The sequence below is a fragment of the Streptomyces sp. WMMC940 genome, from assembly GCF_027460265.1.
In the GTDB taxonomy this organism is placed as follows: domain Bacteria; phylum Actinomycetota; class Actinomycetes; order Streptomycetales; family Streptomycetaceae; genus Streptomyces.
Window position 1 is genome coordinate 5,320,874 of record NZ_JAPZBC010000001.1, and the last position, 12,412, is coordinate 5,333,285.

At 70.9% G+C, this 12,412-nt stretch carries 12 protein-coding genes, 1 tRNA gene and 2 pseudogenes; 9 read left to right on the forward strand and 6 right to left on the reverse strand.

Translation table 11 applies throughout. The features are described 5' to 3' along the window. Positions 1 to 133: 133 nt before the first annotated feature. Positions 134 to 1,504 carry a hypothetical protein gene (locus O7595_RS23385; protein ID WP_443071707.1) on the reverse strand — a complete coding sequence of 457 codons (1,371 nt, stop codon included), beginning with the start codon at positions 1,502 to 1,504 and terminating at the stop codon, positions 134 to 136. A gap of 489 nt (positions 1,505 to 1,993) precedes the next feature. Between O7595_RS23385 and O7595_RS23390 the strand changes: the two genes are divergently transcribed. Beyond that, positions 1,994 to 2,068, forward strand: a tRNA-Val gene (locus tag O7595_RS23390). Between the two features lie 102 nt (positions 2,069 to 2,170). Here O7595_RS23390 and O7595_RS23395 read toward each other — a convergent pair. Next, complete coding sequence (locus tag O7595_RS23395) at positions 2,171 to 2,767, reverse strand: tyrosine-type recombinase/integrase (protein ID WP_269732599.1); 597 nt, start codon at positions 2,765 to 2,767, stop codon at positions 2,171 to 2,173. Here O7595_RS23395 and O7595_RS23400 point away from each other — a divergent pair. The 5 genes and pseudogenes from O7595_RS23400 to O7595_RS23420 form a co-directional block, all read left to right on the forward strand. Then, a pseudogene (locus tag O7595_RS23400) lies at positions 2,735 to 2,977 on the forward strand (IS110 family transposase); the annotation flags it as partial. The gene O7595_RS23395 and the pseudogene O7595_RS23400 sit on opposite strands and share 33 nt — an antisense overlap. Before the next feature lie 54 nt (positions 2,978 to 3,031). Beyond that, a pseudogene (locus O7595_RS23405) lies at positions 3,032 to 3,382 on the forward strand (transposase); the annotation flags it as partial. 136 nt (positions 3,383 to 3,518) lie between these two features. After that, positions 3,519 to 3,893, forward strand: a complete 375-nt coding sequence (locus O7595_RS23410) for a VOC family protein (protein WP_269730575.1) — start codon at positions 3,519 to 3,521, stop codon at positions 3,891 to 3,893. Between the two features lie 16 nt (positions 3,894 to 3,909). Beyond that, positions 3,910 to 4,446 carry a hypothetical protein gene (locus tag O7595_RS23415; RefSeq protein WP_269730576.1) on the forward strand — a complete coding sequence of 179 codons (537 nt, stop codon included), beginning with the start codon at positions 3,910 to 3,912 and terminating at the stop codon, positions 4,444 to 4,446. A gap of 161 nt (positions 4,447 to 4,607) precedes the next feature. Beyond that, a complete protein-coding gene (locus O7595_RS23420) occupies positions 4,608 to 4,949 on the forward strand; it encodes a hypothetical protein (protein WP_269730577.1) in 342 nt (113 codons plus the stop codon). 181 nt (positions 4,950 to 5,130) lie between these two features. Here the strand turns inward: O7595_RS23420 and O7595_RS23425 are convergent, their stop codons facing one another. Then, positions 5,131 to 6,372, reverse strand: a complete 1,242-nt coding sequence (locus tag O7595_RS23425) for an IS256 family transposase (RefSeq protein WP_269729179.1) — start codon at positions 6,370 to 6,372, stop codon at positions 5,131 to 5,133. A gap of 169 nt (positions 6,373 to 6,541) precedes the next feature. Between O7595_RS23425 and O7595_RS23430 the strand changes: the two genes are divergently transcribed. After that, positions 6,542 to 6,916, forward strand: a complete 375-nt coding sequence (locus O7595_RS23430) for a hypothetical protein (RefSeq protein WP_269730578.1) — start codon at positions 6,542 to 6,544, stop codon at positions 6,914 to 6,916. A gap of 647 nt (positions 6,917 to 7,563) precedes the next feature. Here the strand turns inward: O7595_RS23430 and O7595_RS23435 are convergent. Then, entirely contained in the window at positions 7,564 to 8,079 is a 516-nt protein-coding gene (locus O7595_RS23435; protein ID WP_269730579.1) for a cupin domain-containing protein, read from the reverse strand. A gap of 313 nt (positions 8,080 to 8,392) precedes the next feature. On the opposite strand from O7595_RS23435, the gene O7595_RS23440 reads away from it, so the two are divergent. Beyond that, the gene (locus O7595_RS23440) at positions 8,393 to 8,608 is read left to right on the forward strand and encodes a hypothetical protein (protein WP_269730580.1); all 216 of its coding nucleotides are present in this window, start codon (positions 8,393 to 8,395) and stop codon (positions 8,606 to 8,608) included. Positions 8,609 to 9,112: 504 nt separating this feature from the next. Here the strand turns inward: O7595_RS23440 and O7595_RS23445 are convergent. Together O7595_RS23445 and O7595_RS23450 are read right to left on the reverse strand one after the other, a co-directional pair. Then, positions 9,113 to 10,255, reverse strand: a complete 1,143-nt coding sequence (locus O7595_RS23445; RefSeq protein WP_269730581.1) for a helix-turn-helix domain-containing protein — start codon at positions 10,253 to 10,255, stop codon at positions 9,113 to 9,115. Next, complete coding sequence (locus O7595_RS23450; protein WP_269730582.1) at positions 10,252 to 11,262, reverse strand: helix-turn-helix transcriptional regulator; 1,011 nt, start codon at positions 11,260 to 11,262, stop codon at positions 10,252 to 10,254. The genes O7595_RS23445 and O7595_RS23450 overlap by 4 nt, the downstream gene beginning before the upstream one ends. A 598-nt stretch (positions 11,263 to 11,860) precedes the next feature. Between O7595_RS23450 and O7595_RS23455 the strand changes: the two genes are divergently transcribed. Then, entirely contained in the window at positions 11,861 to 12,205 is a 345-nt protein-coding gene (locus O7595_RS23455; protein ID WP_269732600.1) for a hypothetical protein, read from the forward strand. The last annotated feature ends 207 nt before the right edge of the window (positions 12,206 to 12,412 follow it).

The window sequence follows — 12,412 nt, forward strand, 5'->3', positions numbered from 1 at the left end:
CAGCCGGGGCCGATACCGGGACGGCGGGGACGGATACGGGTGGGGCGGTCGACGACGCGGCGCGGACCGACAGCGGCGGGGGCGGACCACTGCCGGCCCGGCCCGCCCGAACTCCGGGCGGACGCTGGGCCGGTCAGGCCGCCGGTCCCCGCTCGCCGCGGATCTGTTCCACGACGCGGGCCACGCTCCGTCGTACCGCTTCCAGCTCGGTCAGGAAGTGCCAGTAGTCGGGGTGGCGCCCCTCGAGACCGGCGATCGCGCGATCGAGCCGGGCCACGGAGTCGTCCAGCGGGCGGGCGTGACGCGGATCGGGCGTGTTGCGTCCGGCCATGGCGAGGCGCTGGGCGTCGCGGATGGCGAACCGGGTGCGCTGGATCTCCTGCTCCGGGTCCTTGGCGACGGCATCGAGACGCCGCAACCGGTCGCCGGCGGCAGAGACGGCCTCGTCGGTGCTGTTCAGCAGGGCCCGGACCGTGCCGAGCAGGGCCGTGGCATCGGGCCAGCGCTGCTCGTCGCGCGCCTTGGCCGCCTCCTGCAGCTTCTCCTCGGCCCGGCGTACGTTCTCGTTCGCCTCCGCGGGCACGGGCTGCAGATCCTGCCAGCAGGCGGCGGTGAAGCGGCGGCGCAGTTCGCTGAGGACTGGCTCGACCCCCTCGGCGCGCGTGGTCAGGGCCTGGGCTCGGGTGCGGAGCGACACCAGGCGCTTGTCGATCTCGGCCGCCCGCTCCGGAAGCCGCTCGGCCTCTGCCCGTATCGCCTCGGCCTCCCTGACGACCCGGTCCGCACGCTGCAGGGTCTCGGGCACGCCGTGGCGGCCGGCGCCTTCGTTGAGCCTGGTCAGCTCGGGGGCGAGGGCGGCGAGCCGGGCGGCGAGGTCGTCCGCGCGCATGCCGGAGGCGCGCACCGCGTCGAGGGCGTTGCTCGCGGCGAGCAACGCCTGCCGGGCCCGCTCCACAGCGGGGGCGAGCTGGGCCAGCTGGGTCTCGGCCTTCTCCAGCAGCGGCCCGAGGCCTTGAGTGAACCGGTCCAGCTCACCCTTGACCCGGATGAGGTCGTCCTTGGCCCTGGTCAACTCCGTCTGCGCGCGCACCGCCACCGGCGGGTCCAGATCGTCCCGGTCGAGGTCGTGAGCATCGACGGCGGTGATGTACGAGTGGCTGACCTCGTCGATCCGCCGCCCGAGCGCGGCGAAATCCTCGACCGCGCGCCGGGCACCGGGAGAGCTGTCCACGGCCGTGATCGTCTCGATGGAGATCCGCAGGTCGCGCTGGGCGGTGTCCAACTCGTAGAACGCAGCTGCGGCGGCGTCCTTCGCGGCCTGGGCGTCGGCCCGGTGGCTCTCGCCGCGGCCCCCGAACCATCGCCGCGTCCCGCCTCCCGCGAATGCGAAGGGCAGCGAGGCGACCACCAGCGGCAAGGGCAACAACACCAGGGCGGCCACATCCCGCACGACACCCGCTCTTGCCTTCGCTCCTGCGTGCGGCCGTGCGTGTGTCGCCGTCACATCCCTCTCCCGTGCCGTGTCCGCCCTGCCGCTTCATTCTCCCACTGGGTAAGGACGAACACACGGGCCTGTCAGTTCATGCTTCACATGACAATCCTGCGGGAGCGGGAGCGGAGGCGGACGACGTGGCCGGGAGTCGCGCCCGGGGACGCGCCGGCGTGACGCCGTGCCCGCGAAGCCCCACGCACCCGGGTGTCTCGCTCGCTGGTGCAGCCCGGGGAACACCCTCCTCACCGCGAGCCGCGTGGAGTACCTGTCGACGGGGCCTCGTGTCGTTTCGGGCGCCGACGGCGGCACGATCTGCGGAACAAACCTCGATGGCTCTTGTCCACGCCCCACCCGAGAGCCGCCCCCATGGCGGGCGGCAGGGAAGCCCACCCTGCGGCTGGCCCCGGACCGGGTCTCGGGCCCCGCTCACCACGGAGGATCCCCTTGTGATCTGGTTTGCGGCACCCACCCCGGGGCCATGTAGGCTGTTGCCTCATTCTCGGGTGCGTAGCTCAGGGGTAGAGCGCTGCTCTTACAAAGCAGATGTCGGCGGTTCGAAACCGTCCGCGCCCACCAGTGCAGAGGCACAACAAAGGCCCAGGTCATCCGGCGGTTTCCGGAAGCCTGGGCCTTGTTCGTTCCCCAGCCGTGGCGACGGCACAGGGGGCGTCGTGCCAGTTACGTGCCAGATGGCTCGTCGGGCTCCGCCGGCCGCGCCTTCCTGATCTGCTCGTCGACGTGCGCGACGATGACGTGCGCGACGATGGCGTGGTCGCGGCCGTTCACCAGGTGCTGATAGATCAGCGCGGCACGCACCGAGGAGTGCCCCATCCGCTGCATCAGCTCACGCGTCGTGGCACCACCGGTCGCGGCGAGAGTGTTCCCGGTGTGGCGCAGATCGTGGAAGTGCACATCCCTCAGCCCGGTCGTCTTCAGGGCTCGCAGCCACACGCGGCGGAAGTTGTTCCGGCAGAGCTGGCCGCCCCGCTCCCCGGTGAACACCAGCCCAGTACGGCCGAGCTCGGCGTACGCGGCGAGGTGAGCGGCCAGCTCCGCCGTCAACGAGGCAGGAAGGCCACGGTGCGCACACCGGGCGCGCTCTTGGGCGTCTTGACCACGATGCCGTCCGTCCGCGTCTCTGCCAGCACGCCGTACGGCCAGGGTTCGCCGGTCGAGGTCGATGTCATGACGCTGGGGTCCTGCCAGCTCCCCAATCGCGTGCCGGTGAACGCCGCCAGGAGGATGAGCACCCGGAAGCGCGTCGGCGAGCTGGATGAACCGGGAGACGTCGAGGAACGGTCGCTCCGCTGTCTTGGCCGCTCCAGCGCCCTGGCTCGCGGGGGCGGGATCGACGCAGGCAAGGGCCACCACTGGGCTGCGGTAGTCGACGAGGCCGGTGCCACGCTGTGGTCAAAGAAGATCGACAGCGACGAGTCGGCAATTCTGGCCGCGCTCGTCGAGATCCTGGACCGGGCGGACGAGGTCTACTGGGCGGTGGACATCTCCGGGACGTCGTCCGCGCTGCTGCTGGCCATGCTGGCGGAGATCGTCGAGTCCCTGCCCGGCACGGGCCCGATACTCGGGGCCGAGTTCTTCGTCGTGGCAGGCGACCTGTCGGCCTACGCCGACGCCGGTCACCTGGCTTCGGCGGCAGGGCTGGTGCCGGTCCCGCGCGATTCCGGCCGCCGCACCGGCAACCTGCACCGCCCCAAGCGCTACCGCCGACGCCTCCGCCGCGTCTTCTGTTTGTCCGCTCGGACCAGCATCATCCGCGAAGGACCGAACCGGGACTTCTGCCTCAAGAAGCGCGGCGAGGGCTACAGGCACGTCCAGGCCGTCATCGCTCTGGCCCGTCGACGGGCGAGCGTGTTGTGGGCGCTGCTGTGTGACGGACCGGGCCTTCACCGCCGCCCCACCGGTCACGCAAGCGGCTTGCCCTCGTCATCGAGACCCCCGCCCAAAGCCACTACACCGACCCAATACGCCAGCTGTAGACCGTGATCGGCGTCGTGAGACGCTGCCCTTCATGATTGCCAAGCTGCAGTGTGTGGTGCTGGACTGCGCCGATGTCGTTGAGTTGTCCCGGTTCTACCAGTCGGTTCTCGGCGGCGTTGTGAACCAGCCGGATCCGCGGTGGTCGCTCGGCGACGGCTGGGCGACGCTCCACACCGACGGGCTCGTGCTGGCTTTCCAGCGGGTGGAAGACCATCAGCCACCACGGTGGTCGGACCCCGCTCGGCCCCAGCAGTTCCACCTCGACCTGGGTGTCAAGGACCTGGACCAAGCTCAGGAAGACGTCCTCGATCTGGGCGCCTCACTGCTCGATGAGGGGGACAGAAAGCGGAGTTGGCGCATCTTCGCGGATCCGGCAGGGCACCCGTTCTGTCTCGTCCGGGACTGACAGGAGACGCCGCCGGGTGCGGCCACCGCCTCCAGCGCCGCTCAACGGCGGCGAGTTCACCGACGGTGACCTTGATGCCGTCCACGACCCGGCGGCGCCCGTCCACGCGGACGGCGAGTTTGTCGATGCCGGACTGGGCCTCAGGTCCGACGCCCTGAACAAGCTCACCTGGATCGTGATCCGCAAGGGCGGGCTGGTCAGCGACATCAGCGTCGGCGACTGCATCGAGCTGACCGCCGCACTGGAGGAACACCACTTCCGCGGCAGCGCCGTCCGGCCGCTGTTCCACGCCCTGCTCAAGGAGACCGGGGTGCTCCCGGCCAGCGCACCGCTGCGGCTGCGGGCGCATCGCATCGAGGGTCGCCGCAGCGTCGAGCAGATCGTCGACGCGTACGGCATCGAGTGCCGGCCCGGTGGCCTGCTGGTCGAGTACTTCACTGAGCGGGCTCCCGAGCTCGACCACGTCTCGCTGCGGTCCATGCCCGAAACCTGTGCCGGTTGTTCTGGCGCGACCTGGAGGTCCACCATCCGGGCATCGACTCGCTGCGACTGATGCCCGAGGTCGCGAAGGCGTGGAAGGAACGACTGGCCTTCATCCGTGACGCCCGGGCCAGCCGGTGCGGGAGCGGGTGAACTTCCGCAGCGAGCTGGTGTTCGTCCAGGTGTTCTACCAGGACATCGCCGGCTGACGATCCAGTGCGGTGGGCGCCCTGCGTGGCACCGTGTCCGATCAAGGTGAGCGAGTGCGCGACGAAGAAGTCCAGGTCCGGGGTGAAGTCCCGGATGGACCAGCGGACCCGGACCCAGCTGCCGCTACTGCCCGCCCTGCTTCGCGCCGTCGAGCGGCAGCGCAAGGACGCCGAGGATCGCATCACCGCGGCCCGCGCGACACCAGCCGGTGGACGGTTCCTCGTTGCCGGGGAGGAGTTCGAGCGCTGCGGGTCCGGGCTGGCCCGCCGCGTCCACGTCACCGAGGTGGCCGCCGGCAGGCGGCGGGACCTGATCCACGAGGAGGAGGCGGCGTCCTTCCCCTCGGATCCTAAGCTTCGCGGATGAGCTATGAGGAGTTGTGCTGGGAACCGATAGCGGTGCTTCCAGAAGGCGAGCCCGAGACGTCCTTCGGTGGGCGTTGGGAGGACCGGCTCTGGTTGAACGTTCCTGGCCCCTTCTACACCGGCATCGCCGACAACTGTTGGACGGGCCGGCTGGGTCGTGTCCCTTCTCGTGGTGTAGCCGATCATCCGGCGGTCGTGTTGGTGGTGTCGGGTAGCGCGGGGGCGCTTTCGGAGCGCTCGGCGGGGTAGAGCTGGTCCATGCTTCCTTCGGGCAGGTAGCGGCGGGGGAAGGCGATCCATTCGTCGTGCAGTTCGAAGAGCACGGCGGTGACCAGCCGTAGGAGCGCGTCATCGTTGGGGAAGACCTGGACGACGTCGGTGCGGCGCTTGACCTCGCGGTTGATCCGCTCCAGTGGATTGGTGGACTGGATCTTCTTCCAATGTCGCTCCGGGAAGGCGGCGAAGGCGGTCAGATCGTCCTTCGCGTCCAGCAGCATCTCCCTGACCTTCGGGAACTGCTTGCCGAGCATGTCGGCGACGGTGTCGAGCTGGGTGCGGACCGCGTCGGCTGTGGGCTGGGCGAAGATCGTGCGGATCGTCGCGGCGACCATCTCCGCCGCTTCCTTCTTGATCACGCTGAACACGTTGCGCAGGAAGTGAACGCGACACCGCTGGTAGGCGGCTCCGAGCATGACCTTGCGGATGGCCTTGACCAGCCCCAAGTGGTGGTCGCCGATCACGAGCCGGACCCCGGTCAGACCGCGTTCGCGCAGGTGACGCAGGAACTCGGTCCAGAACATCTCGGTCTCGCTGTCGCCTACCATCACGCCCAGCACCTCGCGGCCGCCGTCCTCGGTGATCCCGGTGGCGATCACCACTGCCCTCGACACGATCTGGTGATCGACCCTCGCCTTGCAGTAGGTGGCGTCCAGGTAGATGTACGGGAAGCGGACGTGGTCCAGGGTCCGGGCACGGAACGCGGTCAGCTGGCCGTCCAGGTCCTGGCAGATCCGTGAGACCTCGCTCTTGGATATCCCGGTGTCCGCGCCGAGGGCCTTGACCAGGTCGTCGACCGACCGCGTGGAGACGCCGTGGACGTATGCCTCCATGATGACCGCGTAGAGGGCCTGGTCGATGCGGCGGCGTCGCTCCAGCAGCGCGGGGAAGAAGCTCCCCGACCGGAGCTTGGGGATCGCAAGGTCCAGGTCGCCGGCCTGCGTGCTGACCGTCTTGTCGCGGTGGCCGTTGCGAAGCGCGGTGCGCGTCTCCGTGCGCTCATTCCACTCCGCGCCGATCCGGGCCGTGGCCTCGGCCTCGATCAGCTCCTGGAGCATCCGCTCGGCCACGCCGCGGACGAGTTCAAGCCCGTCCGCCGAACGTAGTGACTCCAGCAGGCGTAGTAGGTCAGACTGGGACAGGGCCACCGTGCACCTCCCGGGTTGAACTGGCCGTTCACCAAGGAGAGTTGCAGGTGGCCCGCCTGCTGGGCAGGGAGCGGAATCGCTGTCAGCGCACGCCCCCGGCGCACTCCCTAACCGTGATCGGCTACACCACGTCAAGGGACGCCATCGCCGGCTGCACGCACCGCGTCATGTGCTCTACGGCGGCGAGTACTTCGGTGAATACGTGTATCGCCAGCCGGCGACCACGGCCGAGGTCCTGAACCTGGTGACAGCGGCCCAGGAAGATCCGTACCGCGGCTATGCCTGCGACGGCGACAGCCGATGGACACCCGAGGCTGTTCGGGACTGGTGGCGCGACCGTGGGCGGGTTACCGAGTACCTGGAGTCCCTCCTGCCCGCATGGTCGTCCAGCGACAGGTCTGACGAGCGGGAAGCCGCGGAGGGGCTGAGGGACTTTGCCGCCTACATCACTGGAGGGCTCGGCGCGGACCTCCGGAAGTACCTCTTCCGGCTTGAAGAGGGCTGCTACCCAAAGAACTCCGGACCACTGCCTGAGCTCCGATAAGCGATGACGGCTATGGGGTGCTCGGTGCGCTCGCACCTGGATACCCGTGGAGTGGGCTCAGGTGCGAGGTGGGGCGACCTCGATGGCCGTGGCTGTGCCACACGATCGGCTCCGTGAGGCCCAGGAACAGGGTTGGCTGGGCGAAGTCGCCGCGATCGAGGCCAGCCTTGCCGCCGAACAGGAGCTCGCCGCCATGCGCGACTTCGCGGCCCGACACAGCACCGTCCCTCTCGGTATGCCCGGTTTCCGCAGCGTCGTCGCGCGCATCGACTCCGAGCAGCCAAACGAAGGTGCGAAGCAGTGCGCTCGTAGTGTCAGGCGGGGACCAGGGGGACTCGGCCGTTCTTGTCGCGGACCCGGCGAATGATCGTGGAGAAAACCTCGGCGAGCTCGCGGCTGACGGCATGACGACCTTGTCATCGGGCCGGTCGTGGAGCGGACGGGCCCCACGACCGGCCGGTCCCGACCTGGAACGACGCGACGCGGGGTGAGGGCGCCGCCCCTCTGATGCACGGGCGCGAGCCCGGACGGCGTCCCAGCCGATCACCGGTCTCCGCTGCCCGCGGGGTGTTCTCCGCCCGGGCAAGGGCAGGCACCCCGTGGTGAACCGGTGTGCCGTGCCCGGACGGGCCGTGTCGGAGCATCCTTCAGGCCCTGTCCGGCCCACCCTCCTTGTCCACGAAGAAGGAGTCGTGCCGGACGAGGAAGTCGGCGAACTCCTTGCCGCCCTTGCGCGCCATCTCGCCGACCCGCTCGAAGTACTCCTCGCGCGGCGCACCCGGCACGAACAGCAGCAGCATGGACACGGGTGCGTCCGCGTCGTTCCGGAAAGCGTGGAGTCCGCCGACCGGGACGTAGAGGAAGTCGCCCGGGTGCCCGGACGTCCAGCGCTCGCCGTCGAACAGGCTCAGTTCTCCGTCCAGGACGAAGAACGACTCCGAGATGGCCCGGTGGAAATGCGTGCTCGGCCCTGGTGAGTGCGGGGCCAAGTCGACCCGGTACAGCCCGAATTCCCCGCCCGTCGTGGTGTGCGTCGCGAGATAGCTCGTTCTGTTGCCCGATTCCGAGGCTGTGTCGGCAGGGGTGTCCGCCGATCTGAAGACGGCGTTGACCTCACCTCCTTCCCCGAGGTACCGCGGTTCCGGATACTCGGGGTACGACATGGTCGGCTCCTTGAGATGACGGCTCACGGCAGACGTTCCGCGCCCCTCGTCCACTATGGCGCGGTGGGCCGAAGCGCGCCGCTCGGCCGCGCGGTTCGACACCGGAGGGCGGCTCCGTACCCCTCCGGTGCCGGGCCGTGACCCCTCCGGTTTCGCGCCGTGCGCGTGCCGGTTCGGTGCGTGGGGCGCGGACTCGCAGGTGGGTGGTCACTCTGTGGCGGCGTTTCCGGGACCGCCCTGCGCACGTGGCCCGCACACCGGGGGGTGGGCTCGTGTCTGTTGGACGGGGCGAGCCTCTGCCAGAATCAGGCGCGTGAACCGGGTTTCGACGTCCGCGAGACTGAGCAGGGCTCTCGACTGGGCGGGGCTCGTACCGTCGGGCCTGCTGCTCACCGCCGGCATCGGGGAGTACCAGGAGAACGGGTCCGTGCTGTGGCCGGCGGGCGGAGTGCTGCTGGTCCTGGTCAGCGTCTGGGTGGTCTGGCGTGGGAGGGCACGCGGGAAAGGCGGGACCGCGGGGGTGCCGTAGAGGCGGGGCGGCGGCGGCGCGGACGCCTGAACTCCCGTGGCCCCTCGCCGGGGCGACGGGCCACGCGTCCCGGCTCCGCGTCGGCGACCGGATCCCGGGCGCCCCTCCCCGGGGCGAGAGGCCCTGCGGCTGGACCGGCCTCACCGGGGTCTTCTCCGCCGCTGTGCACCCGGAGATCGACAGACAGGGCCCGGTGGCAGATCCGTGCCGTTGCACGAGGTACCGGTGGCGCCCGGGGCGGCGGGCATGGACGCGCCTCGGGTCCTCGTGGAGACACCGAGGCGGTTCCGGCCTTGTCCGCGCTGGACGTTCCGGGGTCGGCGCGCGCCACGGGTCTGTCCACGGGGCGGGCCCGGAGCGCCGGTGTCACGCGCGTCCCGCTGAGCCCTTGGCTCACGAGCAGCGGGTGAACTCTCGTCCGGCGCCGCCCTCTTCGGGCCCGGTCGGGGCGGGGACGTGGACGGCTCGGGGCGGGGTCGTGGACGGCGAGGCTGCTCGACACGGTCAGCTGCGGAGGGTGGCGCCCGGGCTCGTTCCGTACACACGGCGGTAGGCCGCGGCGAACCGGCCCTGGTGGGCGAAGCCCCAGCGGGTCGCGATGCCGGCGACGGTGACGCCGGCCCGGGGGTCCGCGGCCTCGAGGTCGGCATGGGCGCGGGCGAGCCGTACGCGACGCAGATAGGTGAGCGGCGTGGTGTCGGCGTGACCGCGGAATGCGTACTGCAGCGCGCGGGGTGTGACGTACACGGCGGCGGCGATGTCGGCCAGGGAGACGTCGGTGTGGGCGTGGGCGTCGATGAAGGCGATCGCCCGGCGCAGGGTGTCGGGGGTGGCGTCGCGGGTGTCGGCCGGCGACGAGCCGTCGGTGGTGGTGGCGGTGTTGGGGAAGACGGTGAGTGCCGTGGCCGCCAGCAGTCGGCCCGCCTGCCCGAGTACCAGGGGCGAGCTGACCCCGGAGGCGAGCGTTTCGGCGACGAAGGACTGGGTGCGCGTCCACAGGGCGGTGAGCGAGGGGTCCAAGGGGGTGGAGCCGGTGAAGCGGGGGAGGCCCGGACGCCGGGGGTTCGCGACGGCGGCCGCCTCGGTGAGCAACGCGGCCGACAGGTTCACCGTCGTGCAGCGGGTGTCGGTGTGGCGGGCGAAGCAGGACCGTCCGCCGGGACGTACGAGGAGGACGTCCCCGGCCGCGAACCTCTCGTCCACTCCGGCCGCGGTGCGCTCGAAGAGACCGGCGGACATCGCGACGACGGTCAGGGCGGTGACCTCGTCCGTGGTGAACTCGATCCGGGCGGGCAGGGACACCGTGCCGTCGGCGAAGGCCCCGGCATCCGTGCGGACCATCCCGTACTCGGGCCCGTCCGCCGCGGCGCCCAGCCGCAGGTCCAGTCCGTAGGCGGCGCCCAGGATCCGCCCGGCCTCCTCGGCTCGGCGGGTACGGAACTCCGTGCGCACCACGCCACCGGTTCGCGCCGCGGCCGGACCGGGGAGCTCCGCGCGAGCGACACCGTCGGTGCGGTCGGCGGCCGGACCGGGGGACCGGACGTACGCCTCGGGCTCGTGGATGGTGGTGGCCGGACCGGGGGACTCCGCGTACGTGACGGCCGGACCGGGGACTTCCGTGGGCGCCACGGGGCCGGCGCCCGTCATGACGGGGCTGTCGTCGCGCCGCCGTCGTCCCGCAGGGTCGTCGAGGGGGAGACGCCGTACGTCCGGCGGTAGACGACCGAGAAGTTCCCCGGTTTGCCCCATCCCCAACGTGCGGCGATCATCGCGACCGTCTCACCGCCCGCCGGGTCGGCCTCCTGCAGCTCGCGGTGTGCGCGTTCGAGGCGTACCCGGCGCAGATAGCCCATGGGGGAGGTGCCGTGGCGGCGGCGGAAACCGTACTGGAGCGCCCTGGCGGACACGCCCGCCGCGGAGGCGATGTCGGACAGCGAGACCGGCCCGTGGGCGTGGGCGTCGATGTACGCGACGGCCCGGCGGATGGTGGCCGCGCCGACGTGGCCGGGGCCGCGCGACAACGGGTCGTGCGCCGTGAAGGTGTTGGGGAAGACGGTGAGTGCCGCCCCGGCCAGCATGCGGGCGGCCGCGTCCAGGACCAGTGGAGTGCCCGCCGCCCCCTCCGCGCCGAAGAGGTCCCAGACGTAGCGCGTCGCCGACCGCCACACGGCCGCGTGCGTCGGCTCGGCGGACGCGTGGAGCCGCAGCAGACGCAGGGGTGTGCGCGACTCCTCCCGGTCCAGACCCGCGACCTCGCGGAGCAGCGCCGGTTCGATGACCGCGACCCGGGTGCGGAGTCGGTCCAGATGCGAGTGGAACGGGACGTCCGGCTGGGCGGGTGCCATCACGGCCCCGACGGCCGAACTGCTGCTGACGCTGTCGCATTCGACCCTCATGGCTCCCGACACGACCTCCAGCACCATGAGCGGGCCCACCGGTTCCACGTCGTAGGACGCGTCCACGGGGAACGTGATCGAGTCCAGGGCGAGGGGGCCCACCGCGCGCCTCTCGTAGCGGTAGTGCCCGCCGCCGACGGCCGGCCGCGTCACCTGGATCCGCGTGCCGTACGCGGAGGCCAGGGACGCCAGGGCCCGCTCCACGTCCGGTGTCGAGAAGGTGCTGCGGACCACGTCGCAGCGGCGGCTCCCAACCACGGCTTCTCGCCTCATTCCACAGCACGGTCGCCGCGCGCGCGGCCGGGCGGCCGGATGTCGGCCCCGCCTCTTGCCGTGCCGACGCTACGCCGGACTTACCGGGTTGCGCGCAGGAAGCCGTGCCGCACATCTGCCCACAGGGTCACCCGGCGGGGTCGGCGCGCCGAGACCCGGGCCCGGGGTGGCACCCTGCCGGGGCGGCGGCCCGGAGCGCGTACCCGCGGCGGTGCGCGGCGGACCGGACCGCGGGAAGGGCGCGTTCGACCTCGGGCGCTTCGAACTGCCCGCCGCGATCTGCGCGCTGGTGCGGACGGCGATCGCGCTGATCGTGCCGGCGGTACCGGGGGAGGTGCCGGCTCCCGCTCCGGTCGTGGTCGGCGCGCTCGCCGTCGGGGGTCGTTCTTCCTCGGCAGGCTGGTCCTCGACCCGGCGCGCCGGAGTGCGGGCCCGGCGACGCGGACGTCTTCCGGCATGGGGCGTCCGTATGACGGCAGGACTCATTCCACCCGTGGATCGATATGCAATCGCAGGTTTGAGAAAGGCTTTCGCGGATTCACGTACGGCAAGCAGGCAGGGCATGAGCAATTCCCATGAACCCATGCCGGTAAATGAACCCTACGACCCCTGTCCCCCGCAGCGAGAGGGTTATCATCCCAACCGGGACGGCGCCGGAGCAAACCGGGCGGCCCTGATCATCCACACGATGGCGGACATAGCCGCTGGATTTCTGATCCTCTGGATCCTGCTCCATCTGCTCGGCGCCAACCAGGGAAACGTGTTCGTCGGCTTCGTGCACGATGTGGCGAGCTGGCTGGCGGGCTGGTCGCAGGACGTCTTCACCATGGACGGCGAAGGTCTCCGGGTCATCCTCAACCACGGGCTTCCGGCGGTGATCTATCTGCTGGTCGGGCATGGGATCGCCGCGCGGGTACGCCGGCTCTGACGGATTCCTCATCGACTCGGCCGCACACGCGGGTGAGGTCCGTGATCCGATTCCCCTCGCCTGACGGCAATCATGCGGAAAGTCGCGGACCTCACAAAGCGGCGTCCCCGTCGTCCGATTCGTGGTGACCGGGCCGGGAACACCCGGGACGGTCGTCGGGAAATCTTCGCAGCAGCATCACAAGGGCTGCGCGTTCCGTTCGGCTCG